25 protein-coding genes are annotated in these 20,625 nt (G+C 65.1%); 14 read left to right on the top strand and 11 right to left on the bottom strand.

The genetic code is table 11. From position 1 onward, the window contains the following. Nucleotides 1–153: 153 nt before the first annotated feature. The 4 genes from ACFPWW_RS21625 to ACFPWW_RS21610 all read left to right on the top strand — a co-directional run bounded on the left by ACFPWW_RS21625 (nt 154) and on the right by ACFPWW_RS21610 (nt 2,061). Nucleotides 154–477, top strand: a complete 324-nt coding sequence (locus ACFPWW_RS21625) for an ArsR/SmtB family transcription factor (RefSeq protein WP_112568549.1) — start codon at nt 154–156, stop codon at nt 475–477. Beyond that, a complete protein-coding gene (locus tag ACFPWW_RS21620; RefSeq protein WP_377313183.1) occupies nt 474–878 on the top strand; it encodes an SRPBCC family protein in 405 nt (134 codons plus the stop codon). The genes ACFPWW_RS21625 and ACFPWW_RS21620 overlap by 4 nt, the downstream gene beginning before the upstream one ends. 41 nt (nt 879–919) lie before the next feature. Beyond that, nucleotides 920–1,141: a hypothetical protein gene (locus ACFPWW_RS21615; RefSeq protein WP_112568551.1), complete on the top strand. Its 222-nt coding sequence runs from the start codon at nt 920–922 to the stop codon at nt 1,139–1,141. Nucleotides 1,142–1,215: 74 nt separating this feature from the next. Beyond that, complete coding sequence (locus ACFPWW_RS21610; RefSeq protein WP_112704192.1) at nt 1,216–2,061, top strand: metallophosphoesterase; 846 nt, start codon at nt 1,216–1,218, stop codon at nt 2,059–2,061. Here ACFPWW_RS21610 and ACFPWW_RS21605 read toward each other — a convergent pair. After that, on the bottom strand, nt 2,058–2,972 hold the full coding sequence (locus tag ACFPWW_RS21605) for an AraC family transcriptional regulator (protein WP_377313182.1): 915 nt from the start codon (nt 2,970–2,972) through the stop codon (nt 2,058–2,060). The two genes, ACFPWW_RS21610 and ACFPWW_RS21605, sit on opposite strands and share 4 nt — an antisense overlap. A gap of 165 nt (nt 2,973–3,137) precedes the next feature. Between ACFPWW_RS21605 and ACFPWW_RS21600 the strand changes: the two genes are divergently transcribed. Beyond that, the gene (locus ACFPWW_RS21600) at nt 3,138–3,908 is read left to right on the top strand and encodes an SDR family NAD(P)-dependent oxidoreductase (protein ID WP_112568557.1); all 771 of its coding nucleotides are present in this window, start codon (nt 3,138–3,140) and stop codon (nt 3,906–3,908) included. A gap of 35 nt (nt 3,909–3,943) precedes the next feature. On the opposite strand, the gene ACFPWW_RS21595 is transcribed toward ACFPWW_RS21600, so the two are convergent. Continuing rightward, nucleotides 3,944–4,645, bottom strand: coding sequence for a helix-turn-helix transcriptional regulator (locus ACFPWW_RS21595; RefSeq protein ID WP_377313181.1), 702 nt, complete (start codon nt 4,643–4,645; stop codon nt 3,944–3,946). Nucleotides 4,646–4,772: 127 nt separating this feature from the next. Here ACFPWW_RS21595 and ACFPWW_RS21590 point away from each other — a divergent pair, with 127 nt between their 5' ends. The 4 genes from ACFPWW_RS21590 (at nt 4,773) to ACFPWW_RS21575 (ending at nt 7,356) form a co-directional block, all read left to right on the top strand. Further along, nucleotides 4,773–5,408 (top strand): LysE family translocator, encoded by a 636-nt coding sequence (locus ACFPWW_RS21590; RefSeq protein ID WP_377313180.1) that lies wholly within the window; start codon nt 4,773–4,775, stop codon nt 5,406–5,408. Nucleotides 5,409–5,541: 133 nt separating this feature from the next. Beyond that, nucleotides 5,542–5,982 (top strand): c-type cytochrome, encoded by a 441-nt coding sequence (locus ACFPWW_RS21585; RefSeq protein WP_377313179.1) that lies wholly within the window; start codon nt 5,542–5,544, stop codon nt 5,980–5,982. A 142-nt stretch (nt 5,983–6,124) separates the two neighbouring features. Further along, entirely contained in the window at nt 6,125–7,039 is a 915-nt protein-coding gene (locus tag ACFPWW_RS21580; RefSeq protein WP_377313178.1) for a cytochrome c, read from the top strand. A gap of 38 nt (nt 7,040–7,077) precedes the next feature. After that, entirely contained in the window at nt 7,078–7,356 is a 279-nt protein-coding gene (locus ACFPWW_RS21575; protein WP_377313177.1) for a hypothetical protein, read from the top strand. A gap of 19 nt (nt 7,357–7,375) precedes the next feature. Here the strand turns inward: ACFPWW_RS21575 and ACFPWW_RS21570 are convergent, their stop codons facing one another. Together ACFPWW_RS21570 and ACFPWW_RS21565 are read right to left on the bottom strand one after the other, a co-directional pair. After that, nucleotides 7,376–7,954 (bottom strand): type 1 glutamine amidotransferase family protein, encoded by a 579-nt coding sequence (locus ACFPWW_RS21570; RefSeq protein WP_377313176.1) that lies wholly within the window; start codon nt 7,952–7,954, stop codon nt 7,376–7,378. Between the two features lie 40 nt (nt 7,955–7,994). Next, the gene (locus tag ACFPWW_RS21565; RefSeq protein WP_112568768.1) at nt 7,995–8,489 is read right to left on the bottom strand and encodes a GNAT family N-acetyltransferase; all 495 of its coding nucleotides are present in this window, start codon (nt 8,487–8,489) and stop codon (nt 7,995–7,997) included. Nucleotides 8,490–8,812: 323 nt separating this feature from the next. Here ACFPWW_RS21565 and dmeR point away from each other — a divergent pair, with 323 nt between their 5' ends. The 3 genes from dmeR to bla all read left to right on the top strand — a co-directional run bounded on the left by dmeR (nt 8,813) and on the right by bla (nt 11,021). Then, complete coding sequence (gene dmeR / locus ACFPWW_RS21560) at nt 8,813–9,085, top strand: Ni(II)/Co(II)-sensing transcriptional repressor DmeR (protein ID WP_112568571.1); 273 nt, start codon at nt 8,813–8,815, stop codon at nt 9,083–9,085. A gap of 23 nt (nt 9,086–9,108) precedes the next feature. Then, entirely contained in the window at nt 9,109–10,065 is a 957-nt protein-coding gene (dmeF, locus tag ACFPWW_RS21555) for a CDF family Co(II)/Ni(II) efflux transporter DmeF (RefSeq protein WP_377313175.1), read from the top strand. 71 nt (nt 10,066–10,136) lie between these two features. Further along, nucleotides 10,137–11,021 carry a class A beta-lactamase gene (gene bla, locus ACFPWW_RS21550; RefSeq protein ID WP_112705462.1) on the top strand — a complete coding sequence of 295 codons (885 nt, stop codon included), beginning with the start codon at nt 10,137–10,139 and terminating at the stop codon, nt 11,019–11,021. A gap of 95 nt (nt 11,022–11,116) precedes the next feature. Here the strand turns inward: bla and ACFPWW_RS21545 are convergent, their stop codons facing one another. The 4 genes from ACFPWW_RS21545 to ACFPWW_RS21530 form a co-directional block, all read right to left on the bottom strand. Then, complete coding sequence (locus ACFPWW_RS21545; protein ID WP_377313174.1) at nt 11,117–11,620, bottom strand: hypothetical protein; 504 nt, start codon at nt 11,618–11,620, stop codon at nt 11,117–11,119. A 74-nt stretch (nt 11,621–11,694) separates the two neighbouring features. Further along, the gene (locus ACFPWW_RS21540) at nt 11,695–14,034 is read right to left on the bottom strand and encodes a glucose/quinate/shikimate family membrane-bound PQQ-dependent dehydrogenase (RefSeq protein ID WP_377313173.1); all 2,340 of its coding nucleotides are present in this window, start codon (nt 14,032–14,034) and stop codon (nt 11,695–11,697) included. A 121-nt stretch (nt 14,035–14,155) separates the two neighbouring features. Further along, on the bottom strand, nt 14,156–14,701 hold the full coding sequence (locus tag ACFPWW_RS21535; protein ID WP_377313172.1) for a glutathione peroxidase: 546 nt from the start codon (nt 14,699–14,701) through the stop codon (nt 14,156–14,158). A 34-nt stretch (nt 14,702–14,735) separates the two neighbouring features. After that, nucleotides 14,736–16,238: a protein adenylyltransferase SelO gene (locus tag ACFPWW_RS21530; protein WP_377313171.1), complete on the bottom strand. Its 1,503-nt coding sequence runs from the start codon at nt 16,236–16,238 to the stop codon at nt 14,736–14,738. A 257-nt stretch (nt 16,239–16,495) separates the two neighbouring features. On the opposite strand from ACFPWW_RS21530, the gene ACFPWW_RS21525 reads away from it, so the two are divergent. Continuing rightward, complete coding sequence (locus tag ACFPWW_RS21525; RefSeq protein WP_112756587.1) at nt 16,496–17,950, top strand: MDR family MFS transporter; 1,455 nt, start codon at nt 16,496–16,498, stop codon at nt 17,948–17,950. Nucleotides 17,951–17,965: 15 nt separating this feature from the next. On the opposite strand, the gene ACFPWW_RS21520 is transcribed toward ACFPWW_RS21525, so the two are convergent. Beyond that, nucleotides 17,966–18,205 (bottom strand): hypothetical protein, encoded by a 240-nt coding sequence (locus tag ACFPWW_RS21520; RefSeq protein WP_377313170.1) that lies wholly within the window; start codon nt 18,203–18,205, stop codon nt 17,966–17,968. An 18-nt stretch (nt 18,206–18,223) separates the two neighbouring features. Next, nucleotides 18,224–19,171: a homocysteine S-methyltransferase family protein gene (locus tag ACFPWW_RS21515; protein WP_112756585.1), complete on the bottom strand. Its 948-nt coding sequence runs from the start codon at nt 19,169–19,171 to the stop codon at nt 18,224–18,226. 219 nt (nt 19,172–19,390) lie between these two features. Between ACFPWW_RS21515 and ACFPWW_RS21510 the strand changes: the two genes are divergently transcribed. Then, nucleotides 19,391–20,068 carry a TetR/AcrR family transcriptional regulator gene (locus ACFPWW_RS21510; protein WP_112568587.1) on the top strand — a complete coding sequence of 226 codons (678 nt, stop codon included), beginning with the start codon at nt 19,391–19,393 and terminating at the stop codon, nt 20,066–20,068. Here the strand turns inward: ACFPWW_RS21510 and ACFPWW_RS21505 are convergent. Next, nucleotides 20,065–20,589 carry a DUF1697 domain-containing protein gene (locus ACFPWW_RS21505; RefSeq protein ID WP_112756583.1) on the bottom strand — a complete coding sequence of 175 codons (525 nt, stop codon included), beginning with the start codon at nt 20,587–20,589 and terminating at the stop codon, nt 20,065–20,067. The genes ACFPWW_RS21510 and ACFPWW_RS21505 overlap by 4 nt on opposite strands. Nucleotides 20,590–20,625: the final 36 nt, after the last annotated feature.

The following is a 20,625-nucleotide window of genomic DNA, read 5'->3' as shown; positions in this document are numbered from 1 at the left end:
CCGGTTTTCAGCACCCGGCGCCGCAAGCGCCGGGTGTTTTCGTTTGCGCGGCAGACTGGTTGCGGCAGGCCGGATCGCGCCTCCAAAGGCGCTTGACTAATTCATACCCGTATGGCTATAAATCAATCCATAGCCAAACGGGTATGAATTCACATGTCGAATGCCCATGACGCGCTTTTCAGGGCGCTTGCCGATCCGACCCGGCGCGCCATTTTCGAGCGCCTGTGCCGCGAAGGCGAAAAGACGGTCGGCGCCTTGACGGCGCGGGCCGGCGTTTCGCAGCCCGTCGTTTCGAAACATCTGGCCGTGCTCAAGACCGCCGGCCTGGTGCGCGACCGCCACGAAGGCCGCCAGACCCATTATACCGCCGAGATCGGGGCGCTTGCGCCTCTGGCGGACTGGACGACGGAGATGGCCGGCTTCTGGGAAAAGCGGTTCGACGATCTCGAAGACCTGCTCAAAAGGATGGACCAATGAACGACACCGCAACTGAAATCCGCTCCGTCGTCGTCGAACGGGAGATCGCCTTCCCGCCGGAAAAGATCTGGCGCGCACTGACCCAGCCGCATCTGATCGCGGAATGGCTGATGAAGAACGACTTCAAGCCCGTTCCCGACCACCGTTTCACGCTCAGCGCCGAATGGGGCTCCGTCGATTGCCGGGTTCTGGAGGTCGAGCCGAACCGGACGCTGGCCTATACCTGGAATGCCTACGGCCTGGAAAGCACCGTCACCTGGACGCTGACGCCTGCCGGCGCCGGCACCCGCCTGCGCATGGAGCAGGCCGGCTTCCGCCCGGATCAGGAACAGGCCTATCAGGGCGCGAGCTTCGGCTGGCAGCGCTTCCTCGACAACCTGCAGCAGGTTCTGGCGCGCTGAACCCGATCGGTGAGCACAGCCCGTCAGAGGAGGAAATATCAATGAACTGGAACAAATCGATCCGCCAGCTTCATCGCTGGCTCTCCGTCGTCTTCACGCTGGCGGTCATTGCCAACTTCGCCGCAATGGCGCTCGGCACGCCGCCGGCCTGGGTGGTCTACGCGCCGCTGCCGCCGCTGTTCCTGCTGCTGTTCAGCGGCCTCTATATGTTCGCGCTGCCTTACGTCGGCGGCCGCCGGGAGCGGGCATCGGCCGCAGGCTGAGGCCCTTCGTCATGGGGTCGCGGCCGGCTGGCACCGTCACATCGCTGTCATCCGCGGCCTCTACATCACCCCGCATGTCTTCAGCCGATCTTCCCCTTTTCCGCTTCGGCATCATCGCCGACCCGCAATATGCCGCCATCGAACCGCAGGTCGAGATGGGGCGCTATTACGCCAACAGCCTCGCCAAGGTCGCGGCCGCCATCGAGACCTTCAATGGCGAGGAACTGAGCTTCGTCGTCACGCTCGGCGACATTATCGACCGCGATTTCAAAAGCTTCGACGACATATTGCCGGTCTATGAGAGGTTGCGCCACGAAGCGCATTTCCTGCTCGGCAACCACGATTTCGGCGTCGCGCCGGAGCATCTGGAAAGGGTCGCCGAACGGGTCGGCATGCCGGCGCCCTATTACAGCTTTCGGCGCCACGGTTTCCGCTTCGTCTTGCTCAACGGCAACGAGGTCAGCACCTTCGCGCCGCCGCAGGGCCATCCTTTCCGCGCCCTCGGCCATGAGCGCCTGGCGGCCCTGCTTGCAGCAGGCGCCGAAAACGCCCATGCGTGGAACGCATCGCTGAGCGACGAACAGTTCGCCTGGCTGGCTGGCGAAATCGCGCAGGCAAAGGCCGCCGGCGAGAAGGTGATCGTCATGAATCACTTCCCCGTCCATCCGCCTTGCGAACACGACATGTGGGACCGCGAGCGTATCGTCGCGCTATTGTCGGCGCAGGAAAACGTCGTCGCCTATCTCAACGGCCACAACCATGTCGGCAATTACGGCAAGGCGGGCGGCTGCCACTTCGTCAATTTCAAGGGCGTGGTCGATACCGAAAGCGAAAACACCTTCGCTGTCGTCGATGTCCATGCCGACCGTCTGGAAATCCGCGGTTTCGGCCGCGAGGACAGCCGAACGCTCGCATATTAAGCCACTTCGCTCGTGAGCGCCTGCGGCTGCGCCCTGTGCTCCAGCGCGTCCCTTTTCGGCGGCGTGCCGAACATGCGGGCATATTCGCGGCTGAACTGCGAGGCGCTTTCATAGCCCACCCGATAGGCGGCATTGGCCGCATTGAGGCCATCGGCCACCATCAGCCGCCGTGCCTCGAGAAGCCGGAGCTGTTTCTGATATTGCAGCGGGCTCATCGAGGTCAGCATCTTGAAATGCTGGTGGAAGGAGGAGGGGCTCATCTTCGCGGCTGCCGCCAGCTGCTCGACCCGAACGGGCGCCGTGAAATTGTCGCGCAAAAGGTGGATGGCGTCGGCCACGCGCCGCGTCCGGCTTCCGGGCAGCGCCAGCTTGCAGACTTCGCTGCCGTTTTCGCCCGACAGCAGCCAGAAGCTGATCTCGCGCAGGATCGCCTGCCGCAGGATCGGGATAGATTTCGGCGTGTCGAGCATGCGCATCAGCCGCAGAACGCAATCCTGCAGCTCCGCCCCGAAATTCTGGACGAAAACGCCCGGGCCGTCGTCGCCTGACGGTTTCGGCGGGCTTTCCATCTCCTCCAGGACCTCGCGCAGGATGGTCACGTCGAGCTCGAGCGTGAGCGCGATCATCGGCTGCTCGCGGCTTGCCCTGATCACCTGGCCGAAGGCCGGCATCTCGACGCTGATCACCAGGGCCTGCATCGCCTGATAGGTGAAAAGCCGCTCGCCGAACATGATCTGCTTGGCGCCGTCGACGATGATGCAGAGCGCCGGCCGGTAGATCGCCGGCTTCGGCATGGTGAGCGTGGAGGAGCGCATCAGGTAGAAGCCGGGCAGGGCCGTCGCATAGAGCCCGTCGCCGCCGCCATGGCTGGCCATGTAGCCGGTGACGGCTTTCCTCATTTCGTCGGACATCGTTTTCTCCGGTTCGGCCCCTGCCGCACTCTTGCAGCCATCTTACCCCACGGGCACCGGGCAGCAACCCGTCTGGAGGAATAGGCAAGAAGTTCGAGGCTTTCGGCATTCAGCCCAGGGGTGTCGGGACCTAGATTCCGGCCATCCGGACAAGGAGTAACCGAGATGAGCAATCAGACTGCAAATCCGAAAACCGCAATCGTCACCGGCGGCAGCCGCGGCCTCGGCCGCAATACCGTCGTCAGCCTGGCGCGCGGCGGTGTCGATGTGATCTTCACCTATCATTCCAACCGCGCCGAGGCCGACAGGGCCGTCGCCGAAGTCGAAGCGCTCGGCCGCAAGGCCGCCGCCCTGCAGCTCGATACCGGCAATGTCAGAGCCTTCGACGCCTTCGTGGAAAATGTCCGCTCGGTGCTGAAGGGCTGGGGCCGCGAGCGTTTCGACTTCCTCGTCAACAATGCCGGCACCAGCTACCACGCCTCGATCCTTGAAACGACCGAGGAGGAAATGGACAAGCTCTACAACATCCATTTCAAGGGCGTCTTCTTCCTGACGCAGAAGCTGCTGCCCGTCATTGCCGACGGCGGCCGCATCGTCAACCTGTCCAGCGGCCTTGCCCGCGTCGCCGTTCCCGGTTCCTCGGCCTACGGTTCGCTGAAGGGTGCCGTCGAAGTGCTGACGCGTTACATGGCCAACGAGCTCGGCGCCCGCGGCATCGCCGTCAACACGGTTGCGCCCGGCGCCATCGAGACCGATTTCAGCGGCGGCATGGTCCGCGACAATCCGGAAATCAACCGCCGCGTTGCCGCCATGACGGCCCTCGGCCGCGCCGGCGTGCCCGACGATATCGGCCCGATGATCGCCTCGCTGCTGACCGAGGCCAACCGCTGGGTCAACGCCCAGCGCATCGAGGTCTCCGGCGGCATGGCCCTCTGAATTGCCTGCCTCTGAGGACGGGGCGGCGCGGAACGTCAGGCATTCGCCGCCGTCGGCTTTTCCGTCCAGCTCTGCGTCCACAGTATGCGCAACCCGTCGCCTTCGCCCCGGAAGAAGGCGTCGGCCTCCGTGCAGGCCTCCACCCGGTCGCTGCGGAAATTGCGGATCGCCTGCCTGAGTTCGCACCAGGCGACGATATTGGCGGTCTGGGAATAGTAGATCAGCGCGATCGGGCGGATCGTCCGCTCGCTCGCGCGGCCCATTTCGTCGCGATAGCGGAGGTCGAGCTTGCGTTCGTCGCGGATCGCGCGGCGCACGATGGCAAGGTCCAGCCCGGTCGGCGCGCGTGCGACCGTGCCCCAGGCATAGAGCGCCTTGTTTTCCATCGCCTGGCGCAGCGGCAGCGGAACGGCGCCGGCAAGCTTCTGGTTGACGCGCCGCGCCGCAAGCTTCAGCTCCTCGTCGCCGGTGCGCTCCAATAGCGCCAGCGACAGCACGATCGCCTCCGTCTCCTCGATCGAAAACATCAAGGGCGGCAGGTCGAAACCCGGCCGCATGATATAGCCGATGCCGCGCCCGCCTTCGATCGGCACCCGCATCGCCTGCAGCGCGGCGATGTCGCGGTAGATCGAGCGCACCGTCACTTCCAGCCGCTCGGCCATGACGGCCGCCGTCATGGGCTTCTTCGCCAGCCGCAATATCTGGATGATCTCGAAAAGCCTGGAGGCCTTGCGCATCTGCCGCCCTTTCGCCAACGCTCCTGACAATACACTGTCAGTTGGCCTGCCGTATAGAGCCGTCTATCGAATTGAAATTCAATGCGCTTCGTCAAAAGTGCGCTCGAAAGCAGGACGGACAACTGACATGGATTACCACGAAAGCCTCTGGCTCTACTTCACCCTTCTCTTCGGCATCATCATCGTGCCGGGCATGGACATGCTCTTCGTGCTCGCCAATGCGCTGACCGGCGGCACGAAGCGCGGCCTTGCCGCCACCAGCGGCATCATGCTGGGCGGCGCCGTGCATTCGGCCTATGGCGCGGCGGGGGTGGGCATTCTCGTCGCCATGCTGCCCGGCGTCTTCAACCTGCTGCTCTTTGCCGGCGTCGCCTATTTGATCTGGATCGGGATCTCGCTGATGAAGAGTTCGATCACCGTCGAGGCGGTCGGCCCCGGCACGGCGCGCTCCGCCTGGAAGGCCTTCCGGCAGGGAGCCGTCACCTGCCTCGTCAATCCCAAGGCCTATATTTTCGTGCTCGCCGTCTATCCGCAGTTCATAAAGCCGGAATATGGGCCGATCTGGCTGCAGGGTCTGGTCATGGGCATCATGACCGTGCTGACCCAGTTCGCCATCTACGGCACGCTCGCCATGACGGCCGGCCGCAGCCGCGACCTGCTGGTCTCCAATCCGAACGCGACCGCCGTGATCGGCCGTCTGGCGGGCCTTCTGCTGGTCGTCATCTCCGCGATCAGCCTCTGGCAAGGCTGGAAGACGGCCTGAACATGCCCGTTCCTATCACATTGTTTTTATGAGGATCCGGCCAAAAGTGACTATGCGGCCACATGGATTTTGTCATGATCGCGGTGCAGATTGCCCCGGCCGGCTTTGCCGGCGGAACAATGGAGAGAGAAGAATGAATTGGAAAACAGTAGCGGCGGCTGTGGCCTTCGCCGGCATTGCCATCGGTTCGGCCATGGCTGCCGACGGCACGCATGAGGCGCGCGAGGCGCTGATGAAGAAGATCGGCGGCGCAGCAGGTTCTCTCGGCGCCATCGCCAAGGGCACAAAGCCCTATGATGCCGAAGCGGTGAAGGTGGCGCTGACGACGATCGCCGAAACGGCAAAGGTCTTCCCGGACCAGTTCAAGCCGGGCACCGAGACGGGCGACAAGGCCGCCAGCCCGAAGATCTGGGAAAACATGGCCGACTTCAAGGCGCGTGCCGCCAAGCTGTCCGCCGACGCCGAAACCGTTCTCGCCCAGCTTCCGGCCGATGCGGCCGGAGTCGGCGCTGCGCTGAACACGGTCGGCGGCAATTGCGGCGGCTGTCATCAGCTCTATCGCGTCAAGGAATAAGCGATAGAGCGTTTCCCGCAGGCTTCCACGATCCGCACCGGCCCTTGCCGCCGGTGCGGATCGCCTTATTCTCCCCGGCTGCGGGGCCGGGACGGCGAACCGGGGAAAAGCCCTGAACATCGATAGCAAGGAGAGGCGGCGCATGGTCCGCAGGTTCACCCGCTTTGTGCTCTGTCTCATCGGCGTCGTCTTGATCGGCGGCGCAGTTTTCTATTTCGTCACCGCGCCCGATCCGTTTCCGGAAAGCCACTGGGCCAATCTCGGCGCGCCTGACGTCGCGAGCGGCGAAAAGGTCTTCTGGGCCGGCGGCTGCGTCAGCTGTCACGCCGCCCCTGGGGCGCAGGGCGATGCCAAGCTGACGCTTGCCGGCGGCCTTGCGTTGAAAAGCCCCTTCGGCACCTTCCATGTGCCCAACATCTCTCCCGACGAGCAGGCCGGAATCGGCCGCTGGACGCTGGCTGAGTTCGGCAACGCGATGAAGCGCGGCGTCGGACCGGACGGCGAGCATCTCTACCCGTCCTTCCCCTACGGCTCCTATGCGCGCATGAGCGACAAGGACGTCAACGATCTCTTCGCCTATCTGAAGACGCTGCCGAAGAGCAGCAACGTCGCCCCGCCGCACGAACTGCCGTTCCCCTTCAACATCCGCCTGGCGCTCGGCGGCTGGAAACTGCTCTATTTCAACGACCAGCCGCGCGTCGTGCTCGCCAATGCCGACGACAAGGTGAAGCGCGGCCAGTATCTGGCCGAAGGCCTTGGCCATTGCGGCGAATGCCACACCCCGCGCGATGAGCTCGGCGGCTTCGTCGGCGACCGGTGGCTCGCCGGCGCCCCGAACCCGGAAGGCCAGGGCCGTATCCCCGACATCACGCCCGGCTCGCAGAGCATCGGCTCCTGGAGCGAGGCCGATATCACCAACTACCTGCAGACCGGCTTCACCCCCGACTTCGATTCCGCTGGCGGCCAGATGGTTGACGTGCAGCAGAACATCGCTCATCTGCCGCAGCCCGATATCGAGGCGATCTCCGCCTATCTGAAGGCGGTGCCGAGCAGGTAAGTCTGCCTCGCTCAAGCGCGGCAGGCCAAATTGCGCCCATGAAACATCCGACCCTTGAGGAAACCGACGCGGCGATTGCCCGCATGCGCGCGCGCCTTGCCGGACGCAACGCCGTGCTTGCGCGCTGGTTCAGCGATACGCTCGCCGCGATGGAAGTCAAAATCGCCGGCCGTCTCGATGATCCCGCCGATCTGGCGCAGGCGCGGGCCGCCGCCTTCCTCTTCGTGAAGCGGGCGCTGCATCAATGGGCGACGCGCCCGGCGCATGAGGCGGCGCCCGGCGACAAGCTGCCGAAAGCGGCTCGAAGGTCCGAATGACCGGCCGGTTTTGCGGGGCTCACGCCGCCTTCGGCTGATGTTCCGCGCCGAGGATCTGCACATAGGTGTCGAGTTCTTCGCTGCCGAAGCCGAGCGCGCGGTAGATTTCCGCCGTAAAGGTGATCGGGGCCGAGCCGGGCGCGGTCACGATCCTGCCGGATCGCACGGCCTGCGGGCCGTCGCGATAATGCGCCTGGCCGCGATAACCCTCGGCGCCGGCGATGAAATCGGGCGCGTTGCTGGTATGGGCGATATCGTTCAGCGCCCCGGCGCGCGCCAGCGCCAGCGTGCCGCCGCAGATGGCGGCCGTCACCTTGCCGCGCGCGATGAAGTCGTTGATGACGAGCGAAAGGTCGGGCGCCTTTTCCGTATCCCAGATCGTGCCGCCGCAGATGACGAGCGCGTCGAAGGCGTCGCCATGCAGGTTTTCGGCGACCGTGTCGGCCGATACCCGCAGCCCGCCCATGGAGCGCACCTCCTCGCCGCCGGGGCTTGCCGTCACCACGTCGAAGCCGAAATGGGTGCGGGCGGAGGCAGCAAGCTGCCCCACTTCCCAGTCCGCGAAACCTTCGGTCAGAACCACCGCCAGTCGGGTCATGCTCTCCTCCCTTGCAAGACGGCCGGGCGGCCGCAGCCGCTCACGAAAGAGCCTGCATATAGCGCATGCCGGTGACGGGGCGAGGGGTGAAGTCCATCTGTTCGTAGAAACGGTGCGCCTTCAGATTGCCGGTCGCGGCACTGACGGAGAGGTAGTCGCAGCCGGCAATGCGCGCCGTTTCGCGGGCGCGGTCGACGAGAAGCTGGCCGGTGCCGTGGCCGCGATGGCCGTCGCGCACGAAAAGGTGGTGCAGGTCCATGCCGCGCTTGCCTTCCTGCGCCCTGTAGAGCGGCACGAGAATGGCGTAGCCGATCAGGCCCTCGCTGCCTTCGGCGACGATGGCGGAAATCCACGGCGTCGGGCCGAAGAGATCGCGTTCGAGCTGTTCCGGCGTGGTGGCCGAAATGTCGCCGTGATGGGCCGCCAGCAGGCCGATCATCTCGTTGAGTTCGCTTATGTCGCGGGGTTTTGCGGCGCGCACGGTCACGACCGGCGGGCGCATGAGCGAAATTTCGCTATCTTCGATTTCAAGCATGGTCTTCGCGTCCTTTTCGAAGTTTATGCCGCCAGGACGCTGCCGATACAACAAAGCCGCCTGACGGCGGCTTGTTGACATGATGATCTGTCTTGGCCGCCCTTTACAGGTACAGCCAAAAATACGAGCTGATATGGTGCGCGTTCTTGATCATGCGCCCATCAATCTCCCCAATCCGGGTATTTGTCAATGGCTATGTCTCGCGCCGGTCTGTTCGGGGGATTGCACCGCCGCGCCGAACGGTTCGAGGCGCCGCAGATTGCCGCTTCCCCTGCCGGGCAAGGTCGTATAGGATACCCCCCTATCCTATAGCAGAGACTGCCATGTCCCATACGATCCACCAGAAGAAGAAGCTGATCGCCCGCGTCAGCCGCATCCGCGGCCAGCTTGAGGCCGTCGAGCGCGCGCTGGAGGGCGAGCGCCCCTGCGGCGAGATCCTCCAGCTTCTCGCCTCCGTGCGCGGCGCGCTGACCGGGCTGACGGGCGAGGTGCTGGACGATCATCTGCACGAGCACGTGCTCCACGCCGCCGACGAGAAGGCGAGGGCAGAGGCGGTCGGCGAAATATCGGAAGTCCTGCGAACCTATATCCGCTGAGCCGGGTCGACAAGGAGATGGCGATGAGATCGGGAACGGATGCCCACGGGCACGAGCATGTCTTTCTGGGGCAGGACCATGCCCGCAACGAGCGCCGCATCTGGCTTGTCATCGCGCTGACGGCGCTCATGATGGTGGTCGAAATCGGTGCCGGCACCGTCTACGGCTCGATGGCCCTGGTGGCCGACGGCTGGCACATGTCCACCCATGCCAGCGCGCTCCTGATTTCCGCGCTCGCCTATCTCTTCGCCCGCAAGCAGGCCCGCAACCCGCGCTTCACCTTCGGCACCGGCAAGCTCGGCGATCTCGCCGGATTCGCCAGCGCCATCGTCCTGGCGATGATCGCGCTGCTGATGGGGTGGGAGAGTTTCCTGCGCCTCGCGTCGCCGGTGCCGATCGGCTTCGGCCAGGCGATTGCGGTCGCCGTCATCGGCCTTGCCGTCAATCTCGCCAGCGCCTGGCTGTTGAGCGGCGGCGGCCATCACCATCACGGCCACGCGCATCATCACGATCATCACCATGACCATCACCATCACCATCACGGCCATCACGATCACGCCGACAACAATATCCGCGCCGCCTACATGCATGTCATCGCCGACGCGCTGACCTCGGTGCTTGCCATTGTCGCGCTCACCCTCGGCAGCCTGTACGGCTGGCTCTGGCTCGATCCGCTCATGGGCATCGTCGGCGCCGTCATCATCGCCCAATGGTCCTGGGGACTGCTGAAATCCTCGGGCGCCGTCCTGCTCGACGTGCTCTCGGAAGGGGAGACGCTGCCGGACGAGATCCGTGACGTGATCGAAGGCGACGGCGACCGCATCACCGACCTGCATGTCTGGCAGGTCGGCCCCGGCCATCATGCGGCGATCGTGGCGGTGCTGACGCCGCAGCCGCGCGACACCGCCTTCTACAAGCAGCGGCTCGCGCGCCTGGACGAGTTGTCGCATGTCACGGTGGAAGTCACGCGCGCCGCCTGATCCCGGCCGAAAGCCGAGATGCCGCCGCAATCGGCCCTTAGGCCTGTGATCCTGATTCCCCGGAGGTCGCCATGAACCACAGCCTTACCCGCCGCAGCTTCATGGGCTCCGCGCTGCTCTTGCCCGCGCTGGGCCTTGCGCGGCGCGCGCGTGCGGGGCAGCAGGACGAGGATATCGACAAGCGGCTGGCCGCGCTCGAGGCGCGCATCGGCGGGCGTCTCGGCGTCTCCGTTCTCGACAGCGACACGAACGTCTCCTTCGGCTATCGCGGCAGCGAGCCTTTCGCCATGTGCAGCACCTTCAAGGTCCTGGCCGCCGGCCTCGTTCTCGCCCGCGTCGACAGGGGTGACGAAACGCTCGACCGGCGCATCACCTACGGCAGGGAAAAGCTCGTCACCTATTCGCCGGAGACCGAAAAACATGCAGGCGGCGAGGGCATGACGCTGGCCGAGATCTGCAAGGCCGGCATCACGCTGAGCGACAATACGGCCGGCAACCTGATGCTGGAAAGTTTCGGCGGCCCGGCGGCCCTCACCGACTGGCTGCGCTCCATCGGCGACGGCACGACGCGGCTCGACCGCATGGAAACCGCGCTCAACGAAGCCGCAAAGGGCGATCCGCGCGACACGACGACGCCGGACGCCATGCTGGATTCTCTCGGCAATATCGCTCTCGGCTCGGTTCTGGCGGAAGATTCGGCCAATCGGCTGGTGGACTGGATGGTGGCGAACACGACGGGCGCGGCGCGCCTGCGCGCGGGCCTGCCCCGCGACTGGCGGATCGGCGACAAGACCGGCACGGGCGACAACGGCGCGGCCGGCGATATCGCCATCATCTGGCCGCCAGGCCGCGGCCCGATCGTCGCCGCCGTCTACATGGCCGAAACGACCGTGAAGATGGACGAATTCAACCCGGTCTTTGCGGAAATCGGCAGGATGATTGCCGAGATGGTGTAGGCCGCCGGGCGTTCGGCAATCTCTCCCGCGGGTTACAAGTCGCGCAAAAGCCTCGGGCGGCGTCGCTGCCCGCGGCTTTTCGATCGGGGGCGGGATCAGGCGGCCGAATTTTCGTCGGCCGGCTGCGCGGCCGGTGCCTGGGCGGCGGCGGGTTCCTCGCTGGCGTCTGCGCCATCTTCGATGCCGGCAAGTTCGCGCTTGATCTGCTCGGCGATTTCTTTCTCGATGGCCTCGCGCTGATCGGCCGGCATGGCCTTCAGGTCGTCTTCGGTCAGGCCATGGGCCTCCAGGTAGCGGGCGCGGATGAATTCCGCCGGGTCCATGTTGCTCCATTCGGAGAACTGGTCGACCAGGCTCTCATGCGCGGCCTTGGCTTCCCGCTCGGCATCCGACGGCGGGTTGATATAGGTCTCGTTGCCGCCCTGAACCGCCCACATCGTATTGGCGATGGACGGCGGGGTCGTGCTCGGCTGCAGGCCGGCGCCGGACTGGTTGCGCGTGCTGCCGCCGAATTCGTCGGTCAGTGCGGCCTTGGATTTGCCCTGCTCGAAGAGCATGCCGAGGCCGGAATAAATTGAAAGGCTGCTACCGATTTCCATGAAAAATCCCCCTGAAAAACGGCAGCAGCATGATCGGGCAATCCTGCCCGGAACTTGTGTCCGGCTGCCGCTCGCTACGGCAGCGTGTAGGCGATCACATAGTCGCCGGGCTTGGTGCCGACCGAACCGTGCCCGCCGGCAACCATGACGACATATTGCTTGTTGTCGTCGGCCGTATAGGTCATCGGCGTCGCCTGGCCGCCGGCCGGAAGCCGCGCCTGCCAGAGCTGGCGGCCGTTCGTCACGTCATAGGCGCGCAGATAGTTGTCGACGGCCGCGCCGAGGAAGGCGACGCCGCCCCTGGTCAGCATCGGCCCGCCGATGCCCGGCACGCCCACCTTGAAGGGCAGGGGCAGCGGCGTCATGTCGTGTACCGTGCCGTTCTTGTGCATGTAGGCGATGCGCCCCGCGCGCAGGTCCACGCCCGCGACATAGCCCCATGGCGGCGCCTGGCAGGGGATCTGCAGCGGCCCGAGGAACGGCCCCATGAACACGCCGTAGGGCGCGCCGTCATTGCGGTTGAGGCCCTGTTCGCTGCCCTTCTCGTCCTGCCCGCGCGGCGGGATATCGGCTGATGGCACGAGGCGCGAGATGAAGGCGAGATAGGTCGGCATGCCGAACATCACCTGCCGCTCGGGATCGACGGCGACCGAGCCCCAGTTGAACGTGCCGAAATTGCCGGGATAGACGATCGTTCCCTGCAGCGAGGGCGGCGTGTAGCGGCCCTCGTACCTGTAGCGGTGGAATTCGATGCGGCAGGCGAGCTGGTCGAACAGCGAGACGCCCCACATATCCTTTTCCTGCAGCGGCTCCGGCGAGAAGGTGAGGTCGGAGATCGGCTGCGTCGGCGCCGTGCGGTCTTCCGGGATCGCCCCGCCCGGTGCCGGGATTTCCTTGAAGGGGATGATCGGCTGGCCCGTGCGCCGGTCGAGCACGTAGATATCGCCCTGCTTGGTGGAGGCCACCAGCGCCGGCACCGCCGTTCCGTCCGGCTTCGTCAGGTCGAGCAGCACCGGCTGGGCCGGCACGTCCATGTCCCAGAGATCGTGGTGGACGAATTGCTGCACCCAGCGCAGCTGCCCCGTATCGATGTCGAGCGCCACCACCGAGGAGGAGAATTTCTCGACATCGGCGCTGCGGTTCATGCCAAGCTGGTCCGGCACCTGGTTGCCGAGCGGGATATAGACCATGCCGAGTTGCTCATCGACGCTGAAGACCGACCAGCTGTTCGGCGAGTTCGTCGTGTAGTGCTGCCCCTCCGGCAGCGGCGCCGTCTGGTCCGGATTGCCCGAATCCCAGTTCCAGATCAGCGCGCCGCTGTCGATATCGTAGGCGCGGATGACACCGGACTGTTCCTGCGTCGAATAGTTGTCGTTGACCGCCCCGCCGATGATGATCTTGCCCGCCACGGCGACCGGTGGCGAGGTGGAGTAATAGTAGCCGGCCGGATTGTACTCCATGCCGGTCTGCAGATGCAGGACGCCCTGATCGGCAAAGCCGGTGCAGACCTGCCCGTTGGCCGCATCGAGCGCAATCAGCCGCGCATCCGAGGTCGGCAGGTAGACACGCTCCTTGCAGGGTTCGCCGGCCGGTGCGGCCTCGTCGTTATAGTAGGTGACACCGCGGCAGGTCTGGTGCTGCCGGTCCGGGTTCATGCCGGAATTGGAATCGTATTTCCATTTCTCCCGGCCGGTCCGGGCGTCGAGCGCGATCGCCCAATTGTGCGGCGTGCAGAGATAGAGCGTGTTGCCCACCTTGAGCGGCGTCACCTGGTAGGTGGTCTCGCCGACATCGTCGGGCTTCTTCACGTCGCCCGTCTGGTAGCGCCAGGCTTCCGTCAGCGTGGACACGTTCTGCGTGGTGATCTGGTCGAGCGGCGAATAGCGCTGGCCGTAGGGCGTGCGGCCATATTGGTGCCATTCGCCGTCGGCCACAGTGCCGCCGAAGGCCGGGCTGGCCGCAACCGATTGCGTCGGCAGGTCGCCGGCAAGGTCATGCGGGTCTGTCGTCATCGAATAAAGGGCGACGAGCATGGCGGCGACGACCGGAACCGCCAGCGGCCAGGGATTGGCGCCGTAATAGGTGCCGGTCGGGCTGCGGAAACCGAGCGGGCGGCGGATCCAGGGCGTCAGCAGCCAGAGCCCGAAGAGAATAATCAGGCCGCCGCGCGGGCCGAGCTGCCACCAGTCGAACCCGACCTCCCAGATCGCCCAGGCAAGCGCCACGACCACGAGCACGGCATAGGCCCAGAGCGCCACGGCCTTGCGCAGGAGAAGCAGGCCTGCCGTCAGCAGGAACATGAGGCCGGCAAAGAGATAGAAGACGCTGCCGCCGAGCGTGACGAGCCAGAGCCCGCCGGCGCCGAGCGCCAGTCCGAAAATGACGAAAACTATGGAGGTGATGACGATTGCCATAAGGCAGTCTCCCGCTGGTTAGCCGGATCGGAGGATGGCGAAAAACATACGCCGATCAGGCAGATAGAGCGGGAGGCCTGCCTTTCAACCGCCGCAATTGGCGCTCGCGGCGGCTGCGGCTTTAGATCGCTTTTGCCAGCTCCCGGTCGATCGCCGAGACGAGGCGGCTGTCGTCCGCCGTCACGTCGGGAGCGAAGCGGGCGACGACCTTGCCGTTGCGCCCGACGAGGAATTTTTCGAAGTTCCAGAGGATTTCGTTGTCGTCACCGGCAAGGCCGGCACCCTTCAGCCGCTCGCGCATCGGCCCTTCGCCGGTTGTCTTCACGTCGGAATTCGTCAGGGTCTTGTAGAGCGGGTGCTTGTCCGGTCCCTTGACGGAAATCTTGGAGAACATCGGGAAGTCGACGCCGAAGGTGCTGGTGCAGAAATCGAGGATTTCCGCGTCCGTGCCCGGTTCCTGGCCCTTGAAGTCGTTGGCCGGGAAGCCGGCGATGACGAAGCCGCGCTCGCGCTTGTCGGCATAGAGCTTTTCAAGCCCCTCGTACTGCACCGTCAGGCCGCATTTGGAAGCGACGTTGACGATGAGCAGCACCTGGCCGCGATATTCGCTGAGCGTCGTCTCGCGCCCCTGAACGGTCTTGACCGGAATGTCGAGAAGGTCGGTCATCGCTGTCTCCAACTGATATGGGATTTGTCTGAAATCAGGTTCCGCAGAAGGTCTGCAGCACCCGTTCCTCGGGTTTCGGCGGGTCCATATAGGCGGCAAATGCCGGCTGCTCTTCATAAGGTTTCGAAAGTACGGCCAGCAACGCCTCGAACAGCGAGAAATCGCCGTCCTCGACGGCAGCCTCGATCGCCTGTTCGACCCGGTGGTTGCGCGCAATGAAAGCCGGGTTGACCCGCTTCATGGCGGCCGCCCGTTCGCCCGGCGCCTGGGCATCGCGGGCCAGCCGTTCGCGCCATTGGGCGAGCCATTCGACCGCAGCGGCCGGTTCGCGGAAACTCGAGACGAAGGCGGCCTCCGCCTCCGGATCGCCGGCCAGCGCGGAAAGCCGCCGGAACGCCAGCGTAAAGTCCGCGCCCTGTGCCTGCATCAGCGCCAGCAGCGCCTGAACGAGTTCGAGATCGCCGTCTTCGGCCGAGGCCAGGCCGATCTTGCCGCGCATGCCCTGCAGCCAGAAGGCGTGGAAACGCTCGCCATAGGCCTTGATGACGGCATTGGCCTGCTCGATCGCCTTGTCCCGGTCGGGATCGATCAGCGGCAGCAGCGCTTCGCCGAGCCGCGCCAGATTCCATTGCCCGATGCCCGGCTGGTTGGCATAGGCGTAGCGCCCGTGCTGGTCGATCGAGGAGAAGACCGTCATCGGATCGTAGCTGTCCATGAAGGCACAGGGGCCGAAATCGATCGTCTCGCCGGAGATCGCCATATTGTCCGTGTTCATCACGCCATGGATGAAGCCGACCTGCAGCCAGCGGGCGATCAGCGCCGCCTGCCGGTCGCAGACGGCTTCGTAGAGCGCCAGATAGGGGTTTTCCGCCGCCTTCAGGGCGGGATAGTGCCGCTCGATCACATGGTCGGCGAGCACCTTGACGCCGTCCTCGTCGCCGGTCGCGGCCAGGTACTGGAAGGTGCCGACGCGGATATGGCTTGCCGCCACGCGCGCAAACACCGCGCCCGGCAGGATCTCCTCGCGACGCACGCCTTCGCCGGTCAGCACCGCGGCAAGCGCCCGCGTGGCGGGAATGCCGAGCGCCGACATCGCCTCGCTGACGATATATTCGCGCAGCACCGGCCCAAGCGCCGCCCGCCCGTCGCCCCGGCGCGAAAAGGGCGTCTGCCCCGCGCCCTTCAGCTGGATGTCGCGGCGCTTGCCGCTGCGGTCGATCACCTCGCCGAGCAGGATCGCCCGCCCGTCGCCGAGCAGGGGCACGAATTGCCCGAACTGGTGGCCGGCATAGGCCATCGCCAGCGGTTCGGCGCCGTCAGGCACGCGGTTGCCGGAAAAGATCGCCGCGCCCTCGCGCTTCAGGATCTCGACGTCGAGACCCAGTTCCTCGGCCAGCGTTTCGTTGAGCTTGATGAGCCACGGCTCCGCCACCTGCGTCGGCGCCTGCCTGGCGAAGAAATGCGGCGGCAGGCGCGCATAGCTGTTGTCGAAGGAAAAGGCCGTATCCGGCCGGTTTTTCTGCAGGGCGGAGCTCATCTTCCATAGGTAGGCCCGCCGGTGCGGTCACGCAAGCCGATTCTGGCCCGCGGCGGGCCCTTCACGAAGGGCAATGGAGTGCAAGGAATGGTGATCCGTCTTTACCGATCGTCAAAGCAGATTTGCCATAAAAGACATAGCGCTGCCATGATTGCAGGCGTATAGCAAATCATCTCCTCTTGGCATTTTGCCATGTCATCTCCGCGGCCCCGTCGCCCCCGTGTGCTCTGCCGCGCCACTGCGAGTGATCCCTGACGATGTCGGATCAGATTTATCATGCGCCGATGGTCCGGCGCGCAGCACCCAATTTCCGGGTGATCGCGATGATTGTCGCGAGTGCCATGCTCATGGAAAACGTCGATGCCACCGTGCTGGCGACAGCGCTGCCGACGATGGCGCGCGATTTCGGCGTCGATGCCCCGGCCATGTCGATCGCGCTCACCTCCTACCTGCTCAGCCTGGCGATCTTCATTCCGGCCAGCGGCCGGGTCGCCGACAGTTTCGGCTCGCGCACCGTCTTCCGCTCGGCGATCGCCGTCTTCGTGGCCGGCTCCATTCTCTGCGCCTTCGCGCCGACCTTGCCCTTCCTGGTGCTCGCCCGCCTGCTGCAGGGCATCGGCGGCGCCATGATGATGCCGGTCGGCCGTCTGGTGCTGATGCGCAGCGTCGACCGCAAGGATATGGTCAGCGCCATGTCCTGGCTGCTGGTGCCGGCGCTGATCGGGCCGATCGTCGGCCCGCCGCTCGGCGGCTTCATCGTCACCTATCTCGACTGGCGCTGGATCTTCTACATCAACGTGCCGATCGGCATTATCGGCATGATTTTCGTGTCGATCTATATCGACGAGGTGAAAGGCAAGGCCGCCGGCCCCTTCGATACGATTGGCTTCATCCTCTCAGGCATTTCGCTCGGCTCGCTGCTCTTCGGCTTCGAACTGTCGAGCCATGAAGGGCAGGGCTCCTTCTCGATCTTCCTGATCGCCGTCGGCCTGCTGTTCGGCATCGCCTATCTGCGCCATGCCCGCAAGCATCCGTCGCCGATCATGGATTTTTCGCTGATGAAGGTGCCGAGCTTCGGCACTTCGGTCGTCGCCGGCTCGCTGACGCGCATCACCCAGGGCGCGCAGCCCTTCCTGCTGCCGCTGCTCTTCCAGATCGGCTTCGGCCTTTCGGCCGCCGCCGCCGGCCAGATCGTCATTTCCACGGCCCTCGGCGCGCTCTTCATGAAGCCGCTCGCCAAGGCCGTCTTCCGCCGCGTCGGTTTCCGCCGCAGCCTCGTCATCAACGGCATTCTCGGCACGATCGGCTACGGCCTCTGCGCCGCCTTCCGGCCGGACTGGCCGATGCCGCTGATCTTCGTCGCGCTGGTGCTCAGCGCCTTCTTCATGTCCTTCCAGTTCACGGCCTACAACACCATCGCCTATGACGAGATCGGCCAGGAGCGGATGAGCTCGGCCACGAGTTTCTACACCACCTTCCAGCAGCTCATGCTGTCGCTCGGCATCTGCATCGGCGCGCTGGCGCTGCACGGCTCGATGGCCTTCAACGGCGTCGAAACACCCGAGCTCGGTGATTTCTCCATCGCCTTCATCGTGGTCACGATCATTTCGATCACCGCCACCTTCTGGAACCTGCGCTTCTCGCCGACCGCCGGCGAGGAGATCAGCGGTTACAGGGCGAGGCAGAAGAAAGGCGCCGCAGCCGGAAGCTGAGGCGCCTTCCCATCGTCAGAAACCGACGAACTCCCGCAATCGCCTGCGCCGCAATGGCCGCCCCTCGCGTTGGTCCGCCCGGAGCCCGTAGGCCATGCGGCCGTCGAGGCCCTCGAAGGCTGCAAGATCGAGATCAAGCAGCGCCACCTCCTCGGCCGCACCCGGTTCGGCTTGCGTTCGCCGCCCTGTTATCGCAAGCCACAGATCGCGCCAGCTGCGCTGGCGCGTCGTTGCCCCCACCATCGTCACGATCATGCCCTCCCGTTTGCCCCGTCACGCCGCCTGCGGCAGGCAGGCCTCGCAGATCGCCGCGACATGGCGGTGGTCGGTGCCGCAGCAGCCGCCGAGCACGCGCACCTGCGGCATGCGGCGAACGAGTTCGCGGTAGCGCCGGCCGAGATCGGCAGGATCGCCGGCATCCAGCACCTCGCTATTGTCGAGCTGTTCGTGGCTCATGGTCGAGGCATTGGCGCGAATGCCGGAAATGCGCTTCACCCAGGCGCTGCCGTGATCGAGCGCGCCTTCGAAATGCGTCGGGTGTGCGCAGTTGATCATGTAATAGGCCGGCGCCCCGCCGGTGGCCGCATCCGTCGTCTCGATCGCCTCCTGGATGCTGCGGCCGGTCACGAGCCGGCCGTCGGTTTCCAGCGTAAAGGAGATGGCGCAGGGCATGTCATGCGCCCTTGCCGCCCGCGCAATGCCGATTGCCTCGTCGATATTGGTCAGCGTGAAGGCTGTCACCATATCGGCCTCGGTGCCGGCGAAGGTCTCGATCTGGAAGGCGTGGTAGTCCTCCGCCTCCTCGGCGCCCATGTTGCCGGCCTTGTAGCCGTCGCCGCGCGGGCCGATGGCGCCGCTGATGACGATCGGCTGCCCCGGCCGCTCATAGCTGCCGCGCAGGCCGACCAGCAGCTCGACGGCCTGTTCGTTTGCCGCCCGCAGCGCCTCGTTCGTATAGTGGAGCTTCCGGCCCCAGTCGGGATTGGCGCGCCATGTGGCGGTGTCGAGCACGAAGCCCGTGCCGTGCCGCCGGGCGATGTCCAGATAGCGGCGATAGTAATTCTTGGTCCGCTCCCTTCCGTCCTCGGAAGCCAGCAATACGAAGGAGGCGAAATGCGGAAGCTCGATGCCTTCCTGGAAGATCATCGTGGTCTCCATGCCGCCATCGGTAATGAAGGCGCCGCCTCTAAGCTGCGGCAGCCCATGCCTGTACTTTGCCATTGTGAAACCTCTCCAATCGCGGCGCCTGAAATGACTGCCGTCGATGGCCATGTTCTGCCGCTTATTCTGCTGCCAAACTAGGCGACTTGCGGTATACTAGGCGGGGTTTCGAATTTTGCGGATTGAAATCAATCCCTTGCATGGGCCGATGCTGCCGGGGGCGGAAGCGGGCTCGATCCTGCTGCACTGAAAACTGTACCGCGGGTACAGGAGGGAGACATGCGAAAGGGCGAGGAAACACGGAATCGCATCCTCGACGTGGCGGAGGCGGCGGTGCTGCAGAAGGGATTCGGCGGCACGTCCATCGAGGAACTGATCGTCGAAACCGGCATTACCAAGAGCGGCTTCTTCTACCACTTCAAGGACAAGAACGAACTCGCAAAAGCCCTGCTCAACCGCTACATTGAGAATGACGAGCGCATCTACGACGAGATTTTCAGCCGCGCGCGCGATCTGATGGACGATCCGCTGCAATCCTTCCTGCTCGGCCTGAAACTGCTCTCCGAACTGCTGGCCGACCTGCCGAACGGCCATCCCGGCTGCCTGGTCGCGACCGTCTGCTATTACGAGCGGCTGTTCGACCGCGAGATCCAGGAGACCAACAAGAACGCGGTGCTGGCCTGGCGCCGCCGCTTCGGCCGCATGTTCCGCGAGATCATGGCCGTCTACACGCCGCGCGAGCCCGTCGATGTCGACCAGCTGGCCGACATGGTCTCTTCGGTGCTGGAAGGCGGCATCGTCCTGTCGAAGACGCTGAAGGAGCCGAACACGCTCGCCGAACAGGTGCTGATGCTGCGCACCTTCGTCAGGATGCTCTTCCTGCCGGCGGTCGAATCGCCGCTGGCCGCCGTCAGGCACGACCAGCTCCATGGCATGGCTGGCAGCGGGCAGCCTTAGTTGCCGGCTTCCATCTCCGCCGCCATCTCGGCAAGATTGCGCACGGTGTTGAGGTTGCGCGAGGTCCCCGGTTTCAGCGCCGGCAGCTTGAGCTTCGAGCGGCCGGAGCCGTTGGGATAGTGCACGTAGATTTCGCGGCCGGCGAGCTTCGCCTCTTCGCCGTCGGGCGCCACCATCCCCTCCAGCGCATCGGAAGGCGCGGCCTCGGGCAGGAAGTAGACGAGCAGGAAATTCGGCTTCGCGTCCGGGAAGGGCGCTCCGGCGACGATGCCGTCAAGCTCGTTTCGGCCGCGCACCATCACGCCCGGCCGTTTGCCCATCTTTTTGCCGAGGGCCGCGTCGAGCTTTTCCTCGACCGCCTTTTCGGCTTCATCCGAGCGGAACAGCACGTTGCCGCTCTGGATGTAGGTCTTCACATCGGCAAAGCCGAGTTCTTCGCAGAGCGCTTTCAGTTCGCTCATCGGCAGGGAGCCTGTGCCGCCGACATTGACGGCGCGCAGCAGGGCGACATAGACGGCCATTTCTCCCTCCCTTGAGCAGGCGGCCCGCGCGGGGCA

This window comes from Rhizobium sp. GCM10022189, assembly GCF_042656325.1.
GTDB lineage: Bacteria > Pseudomonadota > Alphaproteobacteria > Rhizobiales > Rhizobiaceae > Rhizobium.
This window is presented reverse-complemented; position numbering and strand designations above follow the sequence as displayed.